Raw genomic sequence first — 20,964 nt, 5'->3', positions numbered from 1 at the left:
GCGACAATTCTTCTTTGTTACATTAGCTCGAAAGAATCCCGATATTCCTTCGCTAATGCGCCTCAAAGAATTGGCGCTGAAAAAGTCCTGAAACATGCATCTTCAAGTATCATGGGTATAGATGGACATCTTATTAATTTTAAACATGAATATAATCCTCTTAACTCATGAACGTGAAGTTTCAAAAAAGACCAATACTGGTGTTTTGGTTTCTGATGTTTTGGGCGAAAATGCTCGTGTTGTGGTTTGGGAAAGGAAGAATCCTGATCCTGAGTTACTAGCACAAATTGAAAATGGTAAAGTTGCGCTGCTTTATCCTACAGAATACAGTGAAGTCGTCTCCGCTGAAACTGATTTTGATAGCTATATTGTGCTGGATGGTACATGGCAAGAAGCGCAGAAAATATACAATAAAAGTGCATATCTAAAAGATCTTCCCAAAGTGAAAATTGAAACCTCTACAAAATCCATTTATCAATTGAGGCGCAATCAAAAACCGAATGGTTTATGTACTGCTGAATGTGTTATTGAGTTGCTGAAAGCTAAAGGTATAGTCTCAACAGCTGAGGAATTGCAGTCTGAGTTTGAGGCGTTTGTTGCTGTAAACTAAAAGTAAATTTTCTAAAAATACATACAAAAAAGCCGAGTCGGTATTTAACTAACTCGGCTGTTGTATCATTGTCATTCAGCTCCCATAATCATGAGAGCATTTATTGTTATGAATCTAGTTTATCATCAGCAATGTGGTAATGCGGATCTTCAATTAAGTTCACCTCAACTAAGTCGCCAGCTTTACTCAGTAGCTGTTTACAATCGCCACTCAAGTGACGTAAGTGCAAACGCTTGCCTTCATTCATGTATCTTTCTGCCAGTGTATCAATGGCATCAAGAGCTGAATGGTCGGCTACACGAGAGTTTTGAAAGTCAACAATCACATCGTCTGGGTCGCTCTTTGCATCAAATAACTCTAAGAAGTTAGAGATTGATCCAAAGAATAATGGACCATTAAGGCGATAAACTTTCCAGCCGTTAGCATCAGTATCGGTTTGCACGTTAATGTGCTTTGCGTGTTCCCAAGCGAAAACCAATGCAGATACAATCACACCAACAAATACAGCAAAGGCTAAGTCAGTAAATACCGTAACTACTGTTACTAAAATGATGACGAAAGCATCGTGCTTAGGCACTTTACGCATGACTTTGAAGCTGGCCCATTCGAATGTACCAAGCACAACCATAAACATCACACCAACCAATGCAGCTAATGGGATCATTTCAATAAAAGCTGCCCCGAATAGGATGAATGCTAATAAGGCTAATGCTGCAGTGATACCTGATAAACGACCACGACCGCCAGAGTTAATGTTGATCATAGATTGACCAATCATCGCACAACCACCCATAGCACCGAAGAAACCACTGGTAATGTTACCGATACCTTGGCCCACACACTCTTTGTTACCTTTACCACGAGTTTGAGTCATTTCATCAACAACAGTCAGTGTTAGAAGCGACTCAATCAAACCAACCGCTGCAAGAATTGCAGAGTAAGGCAGGATGACCATCAGTGTTTCCATATTAAATGGAACAGATGGGATAGAAAATGTTGGTAACGAACCAGCAATGGTTGCATTTACATCACCACTCATTGAGCGAAGGAAGTCCAATACATTACGTGTATCTAAATCCATACCAACCACAATTGCGGTTACCGTTAAGATGGCAGCAAGTGAAGATGGGATTGCAGTAGTCACTTTCGGTAAAAAGTGAATGATGAACATGGTTAATGCAACCAGTCCAAGCATGACCATTAGTTGGTTCGCAGGTAGCCATTGCATAATGCCAGCTGCGTCAGGGACTTGGAACTGGCCAAGCTGAGCAAGGAAAATCACAATCGCAAGACCGTTCACAAAACCTATCATTACAGGGTAGGGAACAATGCGAATGAATTTACCGAGTTTAAATACACCGGCCAGAACTTGAATAATACCTGCAAGCACGACGGCAGCAAAAAGGTATTGAACACCATGCTGCGCTACTAGAGCAACCATTACAACAGCCATAGCGCCCGTTGCACCTGAAATCATACCAGGACGACCGCCAATAACAGCGGTAACTAAACCCATGATGAAAGCCGCATATAAGCCAACCATTGGCTCTACACCCGCAACGAATGCAAAAGCAACAGCTTCAGGCACTAAAGCTAAGGCCACGGTAAGCCCCGATAAAATATCGGCTTTAGAGCTAGCAGTTTTGTGACGAATTAAGTCGAACATCTGACCTCTAATTAAAGTTAAATGTGATTAGGATGAAAAATTCAAAGCGGGGGATCTTAGCAGAAAAATTGATAAAAAAGCAGCCAATTTAGGCTGCTTTTTATTAAAGTTTTAAGAAATGCTTAAAGCTTATAGATATTATCTTTAGAATCTCTATCAACGAGCTTAATAAATGGATCAACACCTAAGAATTTAGGCTCTGAATCCGCTTTAACCTCAAAGCTCAGTTTATTCTCACCAGACATAATGTGATGTTTCTCTAAAAGTAAAACTTGAGCATCATCAGTCAACTTTTCAGGGTCATGGCTGAAGATACCAATATCGATAAGATTATCTAATTGCTGTTCTGTTTCTTCACCTTTTCCTGATGCTGATTTACGAGATGCAAATACCGTCATATCCACTTGATAATTACCATTGTCTAACTTGGCAATTTGAGCGTCCTGTACTCGTAAGTCGTAAATGGAGATTTCATTAAACGAATTATCTACTAGCCGTGCTTGCTCTTCGTTTAATCCACTTTTGATGTAGCTGACTAAGTCGAGCGTTGTTGGATATGGATCATTACGATATTTATAACGCTCTAAGAAGGCTTTTAAGTTCGCATTTAAGCGTGCTTCACCTAATGCGTCTTTCAGCGCCATCATAATGACAGATCCCTTTTGGTAGTGAATATAACTTTGATTTTCACTACGCAGCAGTGGCATCTCTTTAATGCGTTCATTTGAGCGACCACGCAGGTATCTATCCAGTTCATGCTTCATAAATTTACGGAGCATGTTCTTCCCATACTTTTTCTCAAGCACCATTAATGCCGCATATTGAGAAAGTGACTCTGAAATTACAGCACTACCTTGAACGTTAGCGGCACCGACTTGATGTCCCCACCATTGGTGAGCGACTTCATGCGCTGTGACGTAATACACAGGGTCGATATTGTCAGGATCACGTAAGTCGGTGATGAAACCAATACTTTCTGAGTAAGGCACCGTATTCGCAAAACTCTGTGCAAATGAGCGATAGGCAGGGAACTCCATAATACGCATTTGCTTATGCTGATATGGACCAAAGCTCTCAGAAAAATAGTCTATTGAATCTTTAACCGACTCAATCATGCGATCAACATTCCACTTATGGGTAGGGTGGTGATACACCTCAATATTGATGCCTTTGTATTGCTCTTTTTTCACTTCATACTTTGCGGAGATAAAAGCATAAAAGTTAACCATAGGTTTATCCATTTTGTAATGGAAATAGTTACGGCCATCTTGTTGCCACTCTCTTTGCAAATACCCTGGTGCAAGTGCAATTTGATTACCAGAAGTCGAAACCGTAGTTTCAAACTTAATGAAGTTACCGTCAACGCCAAAGAAGTTTTGGTGATGGAAGTTTTCATCTTCAAGTTTGTTACTGCGAGCCTTTTCTTCTAGACCACGCTTGGTACGTTCATGGCGGTCGGAAAGCTCGGCATTTTCGTTATAGCCAAAACTCGGCAGTAAACTTGCGTTATTAATGAAGGTACCATTCTGCAGTACCGCATAATCAATACCGGATTCTTCAATACCGACTGTTTTACGTGTCAGTTGAATAGTACCTTGTACCGTCTCAGCGGGTTTAACAGGCTTACTAAAGGTCAACCATGCTGTGTCGTATTTTGATTCAAATTCACCCAAAGATGCATTTGGAATCGAAATGGCTAAATCTTCAATTCGTGTATGAGAAGGTAGGCTGACAAGGATTTTATCAATCGCATGACCTGATCGATTCTGCCACGTGATATCAAAGTCTGCTTCTATCATTCTCTCTTGAGGAAAAATATTAACGTTTGCATTGACTTTAGTTGTGGTCAGCAAAGGCAGTGATTGGAACTGTTTAAAGTCTTTTTCATAGTCAGCACGTGAATCTAAGCTTTCATCTCTTGTTTGATAGCTGTTCACCACATTAGTTTGGTAATACAAAAAGCTACCGGTTGAGATAAACACGATTAAACTGGCTGCTATCGTTGCTTTACCAGTAAACCCAATTTGATAGCCAAGTGATTTAAAACGTGCTTTTAGCGGTTGCTTGGGACCACGATGATATAACCCAAAGCCGATAACAAAGAGTATGGTACTGAATGCGCCCCAATACAGCATATACCAACTGTGCGATGCCAGACTGATCCCGTACTGGTTTAAGTCTGAATATGAAGTGGTAGGAGATGCTGAAAAGTTATACAAGCTATGACCTAAGCCCCAATTCGCCATAATAAACGTGGTTAAGAAGTAGGCGACAAACAGTGCCATTCCCATGTATTTATTTGGCGATAAAACTTGCAGAAAGAACGCCATTACTGCGCTCATGAGTAGCGGCAGTAAATAGAAGTAACTCAATCGAATCGCATATTGCGATAGCTCCAAATGTCCTTGGCCTTTAAGCAACTGGAACAAAATGGTCGTGACCATTGAAATGACATACAGTGACGCCATGACCATAGCAACAGCAAGTAACTTAGACGTCCAAAAACTGATGTTTTTTACCGGTAAGCTGTCAATGATGTCACCCATACCAGAGGTACGCTCACGCCATACAATTTCACCACTGTAATAGATTAAGATGATGACCATCAGCAAACTTGTTGCACCCGTGATGTCGCTGACCATTGCAGCAGTTAGCGGCCAATTTGAAGTTCCGTACCAACCGAAATCGTCGAACATTGGTCCAACAAGGTTGAAGACAGTGAGCAAACCAAGCACAAGGAAAGGCGCACTAAAGATGACTTGTCGAACTTCAAACTTTACTCGAGTTACAAACTGCGCCAGATTATTTGGCGAAGTTGAACGTGCAAGTTCTGCCAGTGGCTTTAATTCTGGTGCTGTTTCAACTTTACCTGCTTTTTTATCCTTCTTTTTGCTTAGGGTCGGTTGTTTTGCAATACCTGATACAAAAAGAATGACGAGAGCTAATGCTAACCAAATTAAGCGATTTTGAAGCAATAAACCTTCAAGAGGTAATACTTGAGTGTTCTTTTCAGCAATCGTCCAATATCGAGTGATCTCAGCAAAAGTAAAACGACCAAATGGGTCGAGCATTGCTGCCATTTCACGATACTGAGGTTGGCTAAAGAGCTCACCTGCGATGTTGTAGAGTACTAACATGGCGACGGCAGTTAGATATAACGCCATTAACGAACGAAAACGATTCGCCATTGCATAGAACATTACAGAGATCAGAAATAAGCTTGGAACGGCGATTACAAAGAAAGGCTGAATGTAATAATACAGTTCAACCGGACCTAGGCGAGTTTGGTCAAGCCAAGGCATGAACGTGCCAAGTAATAAGCCGAGTGGAATAAAAGCAAACGTCGTTAGAACAACGGCATAACTGCCAAGCAACCTTCCCAATTGGTAAGAAAGAGGGTTTAAAGGTTTACTGTAGACTAACTCTTCCATTTGGTGCTGGTGGTTACGAATTGCAGTGCTACCAATGAAGTTAACCACAGCGAACATAGCAATGAAAGTCATTACCGTTACGGCTAAAGCGACATTGTAAGCACTATTTTTCATTACTTCCCCACCACCGCCAATAACCACGTTATTAGATGCGACAGATAAAAAACTCAGCAGGAAAAAAAGTGTAGCAACGACATAGAAAGAAGGTTGACGGATATAATACCGCCATTCAAATGTTAAACTTGATAGAAACATGTCGCTTCCCTTATGCCGCTGTTGGATTGCGGTGGTTGTGTAAGGTAGAGAAATACAAATCTTCTAAGTCAGCTTGTGCAGGAGTGAATCCATCAGGGCATTCTGATTCCAATACATTAATGATGGTTTTACCCGCAAATAAGCGCTTTGAGATCACCGAAAGTTGAGATTCCAACTCCTGTGCCTCTTGTTGGCTACAAGTTTTGGTCCAAATTTGATCATTCAATGAATGAACTAACTGCTGAGGGTGGCCTTCTAACAAGATTTTACCGGATGCCAGTACAGCCATATTTGAGCAAAGTTCAGATACATCTTCCACGATATGTGTAGAAAGGATAATGACTTTTTCTTCGCCTAAGCTAACAAGTAAATTATGGAAACGGTTACGCTCTTCAGGATCAAGCCCTGCTGTTGGCTCATCGACAATCAATAATTGAGGATCACCCAATAAAGCCTGAGCAATACCAAAGCGTTGACGCATACCACCTGAGAATCCACTAACAGCTTTATTCTTATGCTGGAAGAGGTTGGTGTGAGCCAGTAAGTTTTCGACAACTTCTTTACGCTCTTTCTTGTTATTTAAGCCTTTAAGTATGGCTAAGTGATCTAATAAATCGAATGCACTGATTCTTGGATAGACATTAAAATCTTGCGGTAAATAACCTAACGTTTTACGCAGAGATTGTGGGTCTGAGAGAACGTCAATACCGTTAAAGTTGATTGAACCAGCATCCGCATCTTGCAGTCCAGCGATCGTTCTCATTAATGATGACTTCCCGGCGCCGTTTGGTCCAAGTAAACCAAACATGCCTTTGTCTATATTAAGGTTTACGCCATCAAGCGCCTTAACCCCATTGTCGTAGGTTTTAGTTAGCCCTGTGATTTTTAGCATCTTAACAAATCCATATTGTTGTAAAAGTGTTAAATGCTATCAGTAACAGCCCACTTAATCATTTTGCAATATGTAATTATTTGTGAATTTTTTGTGTTGAATAAAAAAACATCCGAGTCATTGCTGAGTTCGGATGTTCATTTTAGGCTGTTTTGAAGGAATTAATCGTCAAGAACATCAAAATGGACAATTTCTGTAAAGTCATTTCGTTGGAAGTTTCCGGCTCGATCATATATGGTCATTTCACTCACTCCCCAAGTACCTGGAGCAGAACCTGCTGGAAGTATAATTGTACGAGTATATGTTTTCCATTGAGTAGGATCAGACGTTGGAAATAGAGCCCATGTACCTTCATTGTATGCCCACTCATGATGTTCAACGCCTTGTGGATCTCTCAGTTGCAGTGAAGCAATATTATAACCTGAAATATTGTCTCGCACTTTAAAGGTGATGGTTACTTCTGTTTCACCATTAGGTGCAGCAGGGTTTATTGGCGCTGCGGTCACTTGAATATTAGTAAGGTCAAGCTCAGGTGATTCAAGGTCAGGATTATTTGTCGTTAGTTCAATTGATTGAGGTTGCTCATCAGTAACAACATCACTATCTCTAAGACCATGCCCTGGGTGAGTAAAGTAAACCCCTTGGGTATTAAGAGCCTTGTCTTTCATCTTGATGTAATTCATCGAGTACGTTGAAGAAGGCATGTAATGAGGCATGATAAATTGAATCGTACATGTTGCCGTGGATGCATTGTATGCTCCATGCTCTTCAACTCGATAAGTATCGGGGATCTGATCATTCATCGATGCATAGCATGCACCATTATTTGCCATTTCAGCATTTTCATCAACTTCCCATTCTGCAGTAATGATTTGGACCTCATTACCTTCACGGGTAGTAGTGACTTTTGATAATGATGCGGTATTAGCAATATATTGAGGTGGAATGATGTCTTCTAAGCTATTGTTTACAAATAACTTCCATCCAAAGTCATTTGCGCCTGCATATCTCTCATTGCCAACTTCGTCAGAAATTACGATTTGATCAGGACGCCAGAAACCATTTTTAGCTCTTTTGCTTAGAGTGAAACTCCCTTTGAGTGTTGTTCCTAAGTTCTGACCATTAGTCGGATATAGGTATAAATCAACATAGGTGCCTGTTTCACTGAATATCCGAGTGTATGCATGTTTGGCACCTTCAAGTTGATTATCAAGTGCGTGTAGCTTTAGCTCTACGGTGACCGTTTTATCTTCGTCAGCAGCGCCTTCAACACTGATGTCGATTTGGTTGATTTTCCCAGGGAATACGTAGTCAGGAAATAGGTTATAAACTTGGAATGTTAAGTCATCACGAATTTGTGAAAGATAGAAGCTACCCTGCATTATGCGGTCACGCACAAATTCATATTTTGCTAATGAGCGGCTACGTAATTTGTCTGGATTAACAATGAAATAGGCGACAGTTTCGGCCATGTCTTCATTCGGGTTTTCAGAATGAGAGTAAGCTGATACAAATTCAGTTTGTTTGGTCGTAAACCATTCATTATTTTCAAAGTACCAACCACCGAGCTCAATCCAATCGTCCTTTAGAGCTTGGTCGAAATGGTTAGCCCACAAAAAGTGTGCTTTTTCATGAATAATCAATCGATGTACATGAGCTACGGTACTTGCAGTGAAGGCCGTTTCCATAAACTCAATGTAGGTTTCGGAAGGCCAAGCTACTGCAGCTGCAGTCGGATAAAGTGGGTGTGGTGTACCGTTGAGACGACGAGCGAGATATTTTAGGTCAGCCAGTTTGTGCATGCCTTTTGGCATTTCTTCAAACATATTGATGATTCGTACAATCTCATCAGAATGGAACTGTTGGAAACGACCTGCACCTTCATTTGTCGTGTTTTGCGTTAATGTTGGGTAACTTGAAATTTTCGAACTGATACCGAAGCGGTCATTAAGGATTTTTTCAACAGCTGTCTTATCCTGTCCATTATTAGTAACGTAACGAACCAGTGCATGATGTAGTCGTTGTGAGTAGAACACACCACGTCGACCATCAGCTAAAGCTACTTTCGGTGTTGCATTTACAAAAGCGGCGATTGAAATCGTTACTGATTTGAAGCCATTTGATTCAGAAATTCTGATGTCGTCTTGCAGGAAATCTTGAGTAAGTTGCCATTTACTTGCTTTTAATGTCTGTGTTTTATACGAATTACGTTGTATTTGGGGAATTGATTTCATTGTTTCGAGAATGCGGTATGCATGCTCTTGGGACCATGTGCCGCTTTCTGAATCAACAAGTACTACATTATAATCATGACGTAACTTGTCGGCAGCAGCTTGATCAATAGGCGTAATCTCTTCATCTAGAAATTCGATAGCAATAGCTTGATTGACATTAGCAGAGTATTCGGTGCCCGCTGTAGATTGATCTTCAGCCCAATGATAAGTGAAGGTATCACCTTCAATTTTTGTTAGCTCAAAAACGTTGTCATCGTTAGATTCTGTTTGAGCAGAAAAAGAAGCACTATTAGCTTGTTGGGCGTTTGGGTCAATAAATTTTGCAGGGGCAGCCTGATAACCTGCCTTTTGGGCTTTGACAGCGAAAGCTTGCTCGGAAGCTGTGTAGAACTTAAAACTACCATCAGAAGCTGGTGTTGTTTGAAGTAATAACGACGGAGATGTTAAAAATACTTGAACATCCGCCAAGTCGTCGACATTAACTTGTCCTTCATAAGCGAGATTATTTTCAATAGTTACCGTTGTAGATGCCGATTCGTGATTATCTGAAGCGGTAATTTGAAATGATTCTTCTCCTGCAGCGCCTTCGATAGGGGTGTATGTGGCTATGCCTGCTTCAGAGATAGATAGGGTGCCATATTTAGGTTCAGCGCTAGTGGAGTATGACAATGCATCACCATCAACGTCAGTCGCTGGAATGGTGAATTCAATTACAGTATTTTTGGATGACAATGGTTCGATATCATCGATTGTTGGTGCATCATTGACGGGTGCAATTTCAATATTAAATACAGTTACTGAAGATTGAGCATCACCATCACTGGCCTTCACAGAAAAGCTATCATTTCCGTTGAAGTTGATGTTTGGTGAATAGCTGAACATACCGTCTGCTGAAAGGGTTAATTCACCATTTTGCGTTTCACTCACGAGTTCTATAGTAACAGAGTCACTATCAACATCAGTAAAGTTGATAGTTGAAGTTAAGGCTTTGTCTTCATCTTCATCGATTGAAAACTGTTCAACTGAAACTGTCGGTGCATCGTTAACTGGGTTCACTTCGATATTGAATGCAACTGCAGCAGATTCGTCAGTACCATCACTGGCTTTTACAGTAAATGTATCGCTACCATTGAAATTTTGTTTTGGTAGATAATCAAAGTTACCGTTATTGCTGACTGATAAAGTTCCGTTTTCGGGTTGAGATACAACGGTTAAAGTTACACTATCGCCATCTGCATCACTAAAATTAATTTTTGAGGTTAACATATCATCTTCATCAACAGTAAATTGGCTCACAATTAATGTTGGTGCCGTATTTCCTGATGGTGGTGGAGTGGGTTTGGTAGCGTCATCTTTATCTGATGAACCTCCGCCACAGGCTGAAAGAAGTAATATGGAACCAATTGTAGCGCTTAAATGCTTATAATTATGGCGAGTAAACATGAATCTTCCCCTGATTCGTTTGTGAAGACTGATTTTTTGTAAATGTAATGTTAACACTTTAGTGTTAACAAAAAAATGCTATTGATGAAATATTAAACGAATAGGAGGGTAGTAAGAGTCTGTTTATTCAGAGCTGAGTCTGTGGAGTAAAACGGAGGAGGATAGTGCAAGTAATACCAATTACATTAATTAACTTCCCACTCAGCAATAGCTAAAGATTTTCAGTACAAGACGCAAGTCTGCAGCACTATCGGGATAATGCAAAAACTTGTAACGCTGTATTGGAAAGCTTTAGCCTTGCCCATTGGGAGCTTGTACGCCACCAAATTACTACTCAAAATTATCTCAACGTAGAATAGCTATGTTTTCGCCAATTTTGCTTGTACTTTGATGGCGTACAGAGCTCTGAGTTGTGAATTTAATTACTGTAGTTGGTATAAGTAACTTAAAATGAGTGGTTGTATAAAGTTAATTTCTTTTTACTGAAGATGAATTACTCCCCATGAATGGTTACGACTAAAGTTCTTGAGCCTCCATAGTCTCGGTGTTCACCTAGGTAAATTCCTTGCCAAATCCCTGTATTTAAACTGCCATTAGTAATTGGAATAGTGACACTACTTCCTAGTAAGCTTGCCTTTAAGTGGGCAGGCATGTCGTCACTGCCTTCATAAGTGTGTTTATAGTATGGTTCGTTCTCTTTTACTGAGTGATTAAAGTAACTTTCAAAATCTTGACGAACAGTAGGATCTGCGTTTTCGTTAAGGGTTAACGAGGCTGAAGTATGCTTAATGAATAAGTGCAACAAACCTATATTAAGATTTTGTATCTCAGGCAGTTTATTTATCACTTCGTCAGTAATTAAATGAAAGCCACGAGTTTTAGCTGATAATCGAATTTCAGTTTGATACCACATATTAATCTAAGTTTTACCATTAATTGTTATAAAGGCGGCGACCTTCACGCATGACTTGAATAAGTTCTGGAGCGCTCAGCTTTTTATGAAGGCGATTTTCGAAATTAATATCATAAATACGATACTTGCCATGCCTATCAATTACAGTAATTTCATTTTGTTGATAGATAGCAAAGACTCGTTGGTCTCCAACATAAACCCAATCATTCGGGTTAGGTTCAAGCAAATTATGACCAGAGCTGTAATCAGTATCTGGGTTTGAGCAACCTAACACACGCTTTAATAGAGTCGGAGCAATATTGTAGTGTGTGGTACGGTAGTTAATTACCTGTTTGCCTTTACCAGGCCAATGTATAACGAGCGGCACTTCTACATTTTGCGGTGACAAAGAATCTTTGTAATCGTTCTTGAGATCAAAAACAGCACCGTTTGCACCTGTAACCACTACGATCGTATCTTGAGAAATATTATCGATGAGGTTTTTTAGCTGTTTATCAACGTAGCTTGCTGATTGACGGTATTGATTAAATAACACCCGCTGTGCGGGTTTGTAGTCTGCAGGCGTTTTTACGGTTTTGATGCCAAGATAGCCTACAGGCGTGTCGTAAGTTTCCGTTGCATTTAAATTAACTAAAGCGAACCAAGGTTGATGTTGCTTTGTTTTCCATGCTTTAAAGCTTTCAATAATACTGGCATCTGCGATGGCATTGTTATGATGTGGTTTAACCAAATGTTTATCGAAATCATTAAATATGGCGAGTGGCTCAACATCACGATTAAAGTTCTCTGAGTTAAACAGACCTAACTTATAACCCTGATGTTTAAATTCCTGCGTTAGCACAGGCGTTTTAAAGGCAAACAAATCAGAGTCCATGTACGAGGTTTGGAGCGAGTATAACATTGAAAACATACTGCTGTTATAACCGTTACCACCAGAAAAATGATGAGTGAAATCTAAGTTATTTTGCGCATATTGAGATAAAAATGGCATCGTCTCTTTATTGAGCATATCTTTGCGCAAACTGGTCACTGAGATGAAAAGAACATTTGGCTTCGTCTCAGCAGTGCACTGCATGGCGACTTGTGGATATTCAAGAGTTGTTTCGCTTCCAACTTTTGACAGTGAACTTTGCCTTCTCTCTATCCCGTGTCTTTCCATAAAACTTTTAGCAGTCGCAGGGTAAGAAAGCGGATAAGCTTCATCGAATCGAGTAATATCAATGACATTAGCAGCATCAGCCCAAATATGAATTAAGTGGCTTCCTATGAAGCACGTACCTAAAACCGCTAACACTTTTGGGCCATTGTTGCGTTTTTGGATTTTATTAATTCGCTTCCACAGGTAGTTGGCAAGTGTGAGCTCGATGACAAGGATGATAATCGGGGTAATAAAATACGAATAGCCGTGGAACAATGCGTTGAGATCAGTCCATGCAAGGTCAACAGCGAAAGGACTTAGGTGAATTCCATAAACCTCAAAAATCTTAGTGTCATACAACAGTGTCGTTAAACCTATTGTAGCAACGATGGCAGCAAAACCTCTTAAGATTCTAGAATAGGGAAGTAATAGAGTTGTTGGAAATAAACAGACCAAATAAACAATAAAGGATAAAAAGCAAAACTGGCCGACGGTGTATAGAGTCAAATACCCCCAACCCGCAATGGATTCAGGTAAACCTAAAGCTAAAATGTATTTTGAGCCAATAAGAATGGCGAGTAAGCCATTATAAAAAGCAAACCAATGTCCCCAGTTGATTAAGTTTGATACTTTATCTCTTCCAAGTCGTTTTTTTGCTTCAAAGATATTATCTTGCATTATTAGCTCAAGTTTCTGCTTTTTAAGAAAAAAGATTAAGTGTGACTATCTTATACCCGTGATACTTCAAGATGCAACTTGCGCTATCACAGGCGTCAATTACTTCTTAACTTTAGTCGATTGTTTAAGTGCCGTTGCAAACTGCTCAACAATGGCTTCTCTAGACTCTTCTGAAATTTTACTTTCGATAATATGCGTAATGCTATTTCCTAGTACCATTAAGCTTAGGTCTATCGGCGCTTGGTGCTTGTCTAGCACAGCAAGAACTTCATTGATGATTGATTCGATTTGTTCGTTTTTGTATTTAGATTGTACAGCCATAAAAAAAATGATTCACAAAGAATAGAATTAGCGGCATATAATACCGAAAATTTAAATGACTATCACTAACGCCATATGACTATTTCAATTGACCAAGCAATTATTCACGAAATCACGCAAGCCGCTGAAGGTAAATTAACATGCCGGCTCCGTCCACAGCCTTTACTTAATGGCTCCGCAGTTGAAGTAATGCTTGAAGAGCTTCATCAAACTTATACCAGTAAAGCAGGCAAAGGCTTTGGCTATTTTGGTGTACCTGAAGAAGATGGTGAAGCCAGTACTGTGTTTTCAGACCAATTAACTCAATATCGTCAAGGCGAATTAGGTTTTGTTGAATTTACAAGCAAAGCGAGTCAGTTATTACAGCAAGAGTTAGCAAAGTATGACTTCAGCCAAGGTGGTTTCCTGTTGATGGCAAGCTATACCAACTTAACCAGTGAGTTTTTGTTCGTTGCATTGTTAAATGCTAAACAGTCAATGACTGTATTAGATGACATGGAGCTTTCACAAAATAATCATTTGGATTTAAATAACCTGCAGTTAGCAGCCAGAATAGATTTAACTGAGCTGCAAGCTGATCCTGAGTCTAAAAAATACATTTCATTTGTGCGAGGTCGAGCAGGGCGGAAAGTGGCTGACTTTTTCTTAGATTTTATGGGCTGTGTTGAAGGTGTTAATACTAAAGTACAAAATAAAAACTTAATGGTTGCATTGGAAGATTTCGTCTCCTCTAATGAGCTCACAAAGGATGAAAAACAAGACGTACGTGAAAAAGTTTTCAATTATTGCACTGAACAGTCTGACGTCGGAGATGATATCGATCTGAAATCCTTAGCTTCAGAGTTAGAAGAGGGCGGAATGGATTCGTTTTATGATTTTGCCAATACTGGTGAATACGAACTGGATGAGTCTTTTCCTGCCGATAAAGCGACGCTTCGTCAATTGAAAAAGTTTTCTGGTACAGGTGGTGGCGTAAGTTTAAGTTTTGACGGTAAACACCTAGGCGAACGTGTGATTTACGATCCCATTTCTGACACGATTATGATTAAAGGTGTGCCAGCTAACCTCAAAGAGCAGTTGGATAGACGCTTGAAAGGTGAGTAGATTTTAATTCAATCTAAAAAAACTCAGTTGAACGCTAAATGACTTTTTATGCCCATGAAAGTAAATTAATAACCTGATTTAATATTATCACCTGTTGGGTGAATACTCTGCGCTTGAAACGTACCCAACTGAGTTTTCTAGGTTAAAGCATCCTGATGGGTATACAGGATGCTTTTATGCCAATGGCTTACTTTTGATTTATAAATACTGGCGACGTAAGGTCGAGCGCATGTCCTTTAGTGTCGTTAAATGTAAAATCTAAATAACGAGCTGTAAATCCCGTTTTTAGGCTATCTTGGTTCAATGTAAACACGCAGGAGTGTGTTTGTTTATCACATTGTCCACCTTCAAACGTTGCGTCTATATATTTTGCACCAGTAGTTTTTTTTCTGAAATCTCTTTTTTGGGGATTAAACGCTTTCCACAAAGTGACACTACCTACCGGAATAAAGTCAGTTTTAATTTTGATAATATGGTGTTGATAATCAGGTTCCCATGACACTTTAGGGAAATTAGCTTTATCTAAAACCATTTGATAGAAATTAGAGATTAATGCAAATAAGTTGAGTGATCCTTGAATATGGTGAGACTGGTTAGCCTCAGTATGGAACAGGTTGTCACCCGGGATAAAACGTATGTATTGTTGTAACGAGTCGGGTGGAAAGAACTCATCGGACGATGCATTAATGATGAGTTTCGGAATCGATAACCTTTTCCGATACTTTGTGACATTCATATAAGATACTGGATCTTCAATATTCATTAATTGAGTGAACTCAGGCGTTTGGAGTCTATTGGTTACACCTTGTTCAACGAAGTCATTAAAAGCATCAGGCCAATCATTATAGGCTTTATAGATATGCTCAAGGTTATGCTTTACATTGAAAATATCAATTACCATAGGAATAATGGCATTGACACGTTGATCTGCAAGCGCAGTTAACCATGTAATCCAACCCCGTTTGCTTGCACCTGAAACAATAAAGTGTTGCGGTTGAATATATCCTTGTCGAGCGGCTTCAGATTGAATTAGATTCATTGCACTTACTGCTGCTTTTGTCATTGCTATATGCGCAGGCCAGTACTTACCATGGGTGGGATCATCCATAAATCGATTCCAACTGTAGGCAATGATTCCATCTTCTTGACGTGGAACACCGTCTTCAAACGAAATAAATTGATTTGGTACTTGTTTGAGTACTGCGACTATTGAACCAAATTCTTCAGAAACGGCCGCAGCAACTTGGGTTTCAGTAATAGTACTACTTCCACTACTGGAAATAGTTCGTGCAGTTAATAAACTTTCGTTTTTATCCCGATTTTTACCACCTGTAATAAACAATAAGCTTTGTTTATTTTTAATCTGTTTAGGCACGATAACATCGAGTTGATGATGCCACTCAGTACCAAAGTTACTGACGTCTTGAGGAGGCCAAAATTGGCTGGTTAGATCGTAGTGATAAATGGTTTCGTCTTTATTTTTATCGGATGACACTAAGTTCCAGCTGGGCTTTTGACTACTTGTTATATAACAGTTCAGAACATTATGAGGGTGTGTGGAAAGAAATGAATTACTACAGTTTTGTGTTGCAGCATAAACTTGGGAGCTGCATATCGTTAAAACTGAAGCAAAAATTGGAAGTAAAAATTTAAAATAAAGACCTCTTTGGTTCATAAAGATACCTTTAGATAGACTGCGACTTTCAGAGAGTAATCAATTTATCTGAATCTAGACTGACTCATAAAGGCGATATACCCATGATACTTGAAGATGCATGTTTCAGAACTTTTTCAGCGCCAATTCTTTGAGGCGCATTAGCGAAGGAATATCGGGATTCTTTCGAGCTAATGTAACAAAGAAGAATTGGCGCTGAGAAGTCCACGTAGTGCGAGTTGCACAGCTTGCTACTCTTCGTTGCCAGTGCTAACAATAGCTCACTATTGCCGCACACTGTCGCCTTGATTAACAAGTTGTGCATTCTCGCTGAAATCGAGCATCTTCAGGTATCATGGGTATATAAATCTAAGTTAAAAGATTGCCCAATAACCTTTATTGGACAATCGCAGTGAGAAGAGTCGCTACCACTTCTTCTTTGGCTGAAACAACATATCCAAATCGTCATTATCTTTTTTCTTGGATGGTGCTTTTACTTCCTCTTGTTCACTTTGGCCATTAATCTCATCCAGCAATATTTTTGATTCTTCGAGCTTTTTAGACACAAAGCGATCTTCTGGATTCTTTATTTTTATGGCATTCAAGGTTGAGAGTGCTTTATGAAGTAATTGTTTCGCTGAGCCATATTGCTTCATGTTTTTGGCTGATTTTGCCCGAGTAAGCATAGCATCAACATTGATACGTAATTGCATATTGTTAATACGATTTTCTTCGTTAGTAAAAATCGTTGGATCAATTTTTCCTTTGGTGTGTTCAGCACGTAAAATCGCTTTCAGCTTTTTGAGTAATTGCACAAGCATGATCAATTGCTTGTCATTATCAGGAATTTGAACCGTATCAATGCTTGCAGCTTTATTGGACGAGTTTTGTAATTGTTCGATTTGGCTACTTAAATCAATCAATCTTCTTTGATAATCTTGTTGCTGTTGAGCATTACTGAAACTTACCGCAACTTCGAGTGCTTCAGCGAGTCTTTTATACAACACTAAAACAACATCTTTTGAGCACGGGAAAAGCGCAACGTTGTCTAAAACGCTTTCAGTTTCGTCAATGAGTGATCGCTGTTTTTGAAGCTGTAATCTGCGTTCAGAGTCAATTCTTTCTTTGTGTTGTTGATATATGTTAATGCCGATAATTAAAAGTAATAAAGCACTAATAACGATGAGCGCAATCGTGAAAACCATAATTCTTCCATTATTTTTAAACAACAGTCCATATAGCTATGCTATCGGCCGTTCTTATTTAATTTTACAAAATCTTTCTAAGTCCGTGAAATAAAAATAACTATTCTACTTTCTTATAAGCAGGCGACTCAAAAACGATGTTCTGAAATTATGCGCTTCTGATTTTACGTCAATTTAAGCTTGCAGTGCTAGTGTCGCTTTATTGTTTTAGTAAGAATTTATTGAATCCAAGCAACTTTTAACAAAGTTGACTGAAAACTTACTGCTTTATTACTTTTAGAAAACAATTATTGGATTAACTATAACCTTTGATTATAGTTAATATCCATTTTATAAGATTTAACTCTTTGCGGTTGAACATAGAGGAGTACAAATGAAGCTGCAGCAACTACGATTTATTGCAGAAGTGGTAAACCATAATCTGAATGTATCTGCCACAGCAGAGAATCTGTATACATCGCAGCCAGGGATAAGCAAGCAAGTTAGAATGCTCGAGGATGAGCTGGGCATACAAATTTTCGGCCGAAGCGGCAAACATTTAACGCATGTAACACCTGCTGGTCAACAAGTGATCAACATTGCAAATGATATTTTAAGTAAAGTCGAGGGCATCAAAAAAGTTGCAGAGGAATATACCTTACCTGATCAAGGTGAGCTCAACATTGCAACCACTGACACACAAGCTCGATATGCTCTGCCTACTATAATTAAAGGCTTTATTAAACGTTACCCTAAAGTCAATTTGCATATGCACCAAGGTACGCCAACTCAAATTAGCGAGTTAGCGGCTCATGGAAATGCTGATTTTGCCATTGCTACTGAGGCAATGCATTTGTATTCAGATTTAGTAATGCTGCCTTGTTATTATTGGAATCGTTCTATTATTGTTCCTAAAGATCACCCATTAGCGAGTCTGTCTAGGATAACGATAGAAGATTTAGCAAAACACCCACTCGTCACTTATGTTTTCGGTTTTGATCGTTCAAGTGCTATTGAAAAAGCATTTAATAAAGCAGAATTAGAGCCTAGAGTTGTATTTACTGCAACGAGCGCTGAAGTTTTAAAAACATATGTTCGTTTAGGTTTGGGGGTAGGTGTTATCGCCTCTATGGCAATGGATCCTGAATTAGATAAAGATCTAGTATCTATTGATGCAAGCCATCTATTTGAAAGTAGTACAACTAAGATTGGTTTCAGAAGAGGCAATTTCTTACGTACTTATATGTATGACTTTATTGAGTACTTTGCACCGCACTTAACAAGAGACGTGGTTGAAAAAGCCGTAGCGCTTCGTGACCAACAACTTATTGATAATATGTTTGCTGGTAAAGATTTACCCGTTCGATAGTCCTGAAACATGCATCTTCAAGTATCATGGGTATAGCAACAAAAAAGGAAGCTAATTAGCTTCCTTTTTTTATACAACGTATGAGCAATTATACGCGTTTTTTGAATTCGCCAGTACGTGGGTCGATTTCAATAAAGTCACCATTCTTAACGAATTCAGCAACAGTGATTGTAGCACCACCTGTAATCGTAGCAGGTTTCATCACTTTACCCGAAGTATCGCCACGAGCAGCTGGCTCAGTGTATGTCACTTCACGTACTACCGTGTTTGGCAGTTCAACAGAAATTGCTTTACCTTCGTAGAACGTGACTTGGCAAACTTCTTCCATGCCATCAACAATATAAGGTGTTGCTTCACCTAAATTCTCAGCTTCTACGTCGTATTGGTTATATTCTTCATCCATAAAAACGTACATTGGATCAGCGAAATAAGAGTAGGTGCAATCAAGACGATCTAGGATGATGTCTTCAACCTTATCTTCAGCTTTAAACGCAGTTTCAGTACCAGTGCCTTGTAGTAAGTTCTTTAGTTTCATTTTAACTACTGCTGCACCACGACCTGAACGGTGAGTTTCAGTTTTAAGAACAACCATCGGGTGGTTGTCTACCATGATGACATTACCAATACGGATTTCCTGAGCGGTTTTCATTTATCTTTGTTCCTATTAAGTTCTTATTTCTTGGCGGACATTATAGCTAAACCAGCATAAAATGACAGTCTCAGAGCTATCTGTGTAGGAAGAGTTTGAAGCGCATCGATGAAGGAATGTTGAAACCTTTCAAGTTGATGCAACAAAAAATATGCCTATACAAAAAGGCCAAATAGGCTGGTTTAAAATAAGTTTATTCTAAGGTTGTGATTTGATCTGTTTAGCCGTTCGGTTTTCGACAAAATCCACCAGTCGAGATGCTAAGTCTGAGCCATTAAGTGCTGTTTTAGGCCATTCATAAGCATGTTCTAATAACGCCGAATGGTTTGTGTTAAAAGAAGACCAAGATTCAATGATAGTTTCAAATTTGTCTAGGTTAAAATCTAGGTTCACCTGCTTTTGAATTTCTGCTAACTCTGTGGGTAAATGTTCGCAATATCTCTTCAAAAAAGCATTCAGCTTGTTGATATGAGCTTGATCATCCTGTGGGTATATATGCCAAATAAAAGGCTTTCTAGCCCATTGTGCTCGAAGGAAAGAATCCTCGCCACGAATGATATTAATGTCTGATAACCATAATAATTTATCAAAACCTTCTTGATCAGTAAAAGGAGTGATAACCAAGGTTAAGCTACCAAACGGGTAACTTTTTCCAACAATAAGTGTTTTTTCATCTATTGCTAAAGCCGAAGAGATTGAATGCACACTGCGGCTGTTCGGAACGAGTAAAATAGTGGACTTTTCTGATGTTACCAATGATTGTACTATTGTCTCTAATGCAAGGGATTCATAGCTAAAAACACTGATGATTTGTTGGTCGTGATAATGGATACCAAATGGAGCCAAAAATTGTTTTTTTACGTCTACAGTTGAGAGAAATGTGTCTTGAAGCTTAAATAAATCAGATTCACAAATTAACCCACCACTTTTTTCACTGAAACCTGGAAAAAAAAATGATTTGCTGATGCCATTGTTTTGGAGTGATGGGAGTCCATGAATATCGTCAATCCAAGATTCAGCAGACAAATACTCTAAGTTGAGCCATACGGGTACTTGCTTACCACATTTCTCTAGTTTGTTTTTAACTGCATCTGGGAGTTCGCAAGCGAAAGCTTCAATGATGGTGTCGCCAGCTAACCACGATGCTGGTGTTTTATCATTCCAATGTATAACTTCAATATTATTGAACTTCTGGCGTTCAGTGGTTGGATCTAAGCCTGGAAGAATATGATGAAAACTGTTTAAGTCATCAACCCATAGTTTAATGGAGCGTTGATATTCAGAAGCTAACTGTTTTGCGAGACGCCATGTAACGCCAATATCGCCATAATTATCGATGACGGTACAGAATATATCCCAATGGTTATGTTTTATTGTCATAAAGAGTATTTAATAAAAAAGCGGCTCAAGGCCGCTTTATGCA

General features: G+C 39.2%; 14 protein-coding genes. 3 read left to right on the top strand and 11 right to left on the bottom strand.

Going from position 1 to position 20,964, the window contains the following annotated elements:
* Window positions 1-145: 145 nt before the first annotated feature.
* Entirely contained in the window at window positions 146-610 is a 465-nt protein-coding gene (locus tag JQC92_RS11515; RefSeq protein WP_204999789.1) for a tRNA-uridine aminocarboxypropyltransferase, read from the top strand.
* Window positions 611-716: 106 nt separating this feature from the next.
* Here the strand turns inward: JQC92_RS11515 and JQC92_RS11510 are convergent, their stop codons facing one another.
* The 7 genes from JQC92_RS11510 to JQC92_RS11480 form a co-directional block, all read right to left on the bottom strand.
* Window positions 717-2,276, bottom strand: coding sequence for a SulP family inorganic anion transporter (locus tag JQC92_RS11510; protein WP_204999788.1), 1,560 nt, complete (start codon window positions 2,274-2,276; stop codon window positions 717-719).
* A gap of 122 nt (window positions 2,277-2,398) precedes the next feature.
* Window positions 2,399-5,962: an ABC transporter permease/M1 family aminopeptidase gene (locus tag JQC92_RS11505; RefSeq protein WP_204999787.1), complete on the bottom strand. Its 3,564-nt coding sequence runs from the start codon at window positions 5,960-5,962 to the stop codon at window positions 2,399-2,401.
* A gap of 10 nt (window positions 5,963-5,972) precedes the next feature.
* Window positions 5,973-6,854 carry an ABC transporter ATP-binding protein gene (locus JQC92_RS11500; RefSeq protein ID WP_204999786.1) on the bottom strand — a complete coding sequence of 294 codons (882 nt, stop codon included), beginning with the start codon at window positions 6,852-6,854 and terminating at the stop codon, window positions 5,973-5,975.
* Window positions 6,855-7,015: 161 nt separating this feature from the next.
* Window positions 7,016-10,531, bottom strand: a complete 3,516-nt coding sequence (locus JQC92_RS11495) for a cadherin-like domain-containing protein (protein WP_204999785.1) — start codon at window positions 10,529-10,531, stop codon at window positions 7,016-7,018.
* Between the two features lie 493 nt (window positions 10,532-11,024).
* Window positions 11,025-11,444 (bottom strand): secondary thiamine-phosphate synthase enzyme YjbQ, encoded by a 420-nt coding sequence (locus tag JQC92_RS11490; RefSeq protein WP_204999784.1) that lies wholly within the window; start codon window positions 11,442-11,444, stop codon window positions 11,025-11,027.
* Window positions 11,445-11,463: 19 nt separating this feature from the next.
* Window positions 11,464-13,248: a DUF3413 domain-containing protein gene (locus tag JQC92_RS11485; protein ID WP_204999790.1), complete on the bottom strand. Its 1,785-nt coding sequence runs from the start codon at window positions 13,246-13,248 to the stop codon at window positions 11,464-11,466.
* 111 nt (window positions 13,249-13,359) lie between these two features.
* Window positions 13,360-13,581: a YejL family protein gene (locus JQC92_RS11480; protein ID WP_129946945.1), complete on the bottom strand. Its 222-nt coding sequence runs from the start codon at window positions 13,579-13,581 to the stop codon at window positions 13,360-13,362.
* A 75-nt stretch (window positions 13,582-13,656) separates the two neighbouring features.
* On the opposite strand from JQC92_RS11480, the gene yejK reads away from it, so the two are divergent.
* The gene (gene yejK / locus JQC92_RS11475) at window positions 13,657-14,685 is read left to right on the top strand and encodes a nucleoid-associated protein YejK (protein ID WP_204999783.1); all 1,029 of its coding nucleotides are present in this window, start codon (window positions 13,657-13,659) and stop codon (window positions 14,683-14,685) included.
* A 187-nt stretch (window positions 14,686-14,872) separates the two neighbouring features.
* On the opposite strand, the gene JQC92_RS11470 is transcribed toward yejK, so the two are convergent.
* A complete protein-coding gene (locus JQC92_RS11470) occupies window positions 14,873-16,360 on the bottom strand; it encodes a PhoPQ-activated protein PqaA family protein (RefSeq protein WP_204999782.1) in 1,488 nt (495 codons plus the stop codon).
* A gap of 404 nt (window positions 16,361-16,764) precedes the next feature.
* Complete coding sequence (locus tag JQC92_RS11465; RefSeq protein WP_204999781.1) at window positions 16,765-17,544, bottom strand: hypothetical protein; 780 nt, start codon at window positions 17,542-17,544, stop codon at window positions 16,765-16,767.
* Between the two features lie 373 nt (window positions 17,545-17,917).
* Here JQC92_RS11465 and cysB point away from each other — a divergent pair, with 373 nt between their 5' ends.
* Window positions 17,918-18,892: an HTH-type transcriptional regulator CysB gene (gene cysB, locus JQC92_RS11460; protein WP_204999780.1), complete on the top strand. Its 975-nt coding sequence runs from the start codon at window positions 17,918-17,920 to the stop codon at window positions 18,890-18,892.
* Between the two features lie 88 nt (window positions 18,893-18,980).
* Here cysB and efp read toward each other — a convergent pair whose 3' ends face one another.
* Together efp and earP are read right to left on the bottom strand one after the other, a co-directional pair.
* Window positions 18,981-19,541, bottom strand: coding sequence for an elongation factor P (efp, locus tag JQC92_RS11455; protein WP_129946940.1), 561 nt, complete (start codon window positions 19,539-19,541; stop codon window positions 18,981-18,983).
* Window positions 19,542-19,739: 198 nt separating this feature from the next.
* Complete coding sequence (earP, locus tag JQC92_RS11450; protein WP_204999779.1) at window positions 19,740-20,921, bottom strand: elongation factor P maturation arginine rhamnosyltransferase EarP; 1,182 nt, start codon at window positions 20,919-20,921, stop codon at window positions 19,740-19,742.
* Between the last annotated feature and the right edge of the window lie 43 nt (window positions 20,922-20,964).

The organism is Parashewanella hymeniacidonis, from assembly GCF_016900895.1.
Taxonomy (GTDB): domain Bacteria; phylum Pseudomonadota; class Gammaproteobacteria; order Enterobacterales; family Shewanellaceae; genus Parashewanella; species Parashewanella hymeniacidonis.
The sequence above is the reverse complement of the archived record's forward strand: the minus strand, read 5'-3'. Positions and strand labels throughout refer to the sequence as shown.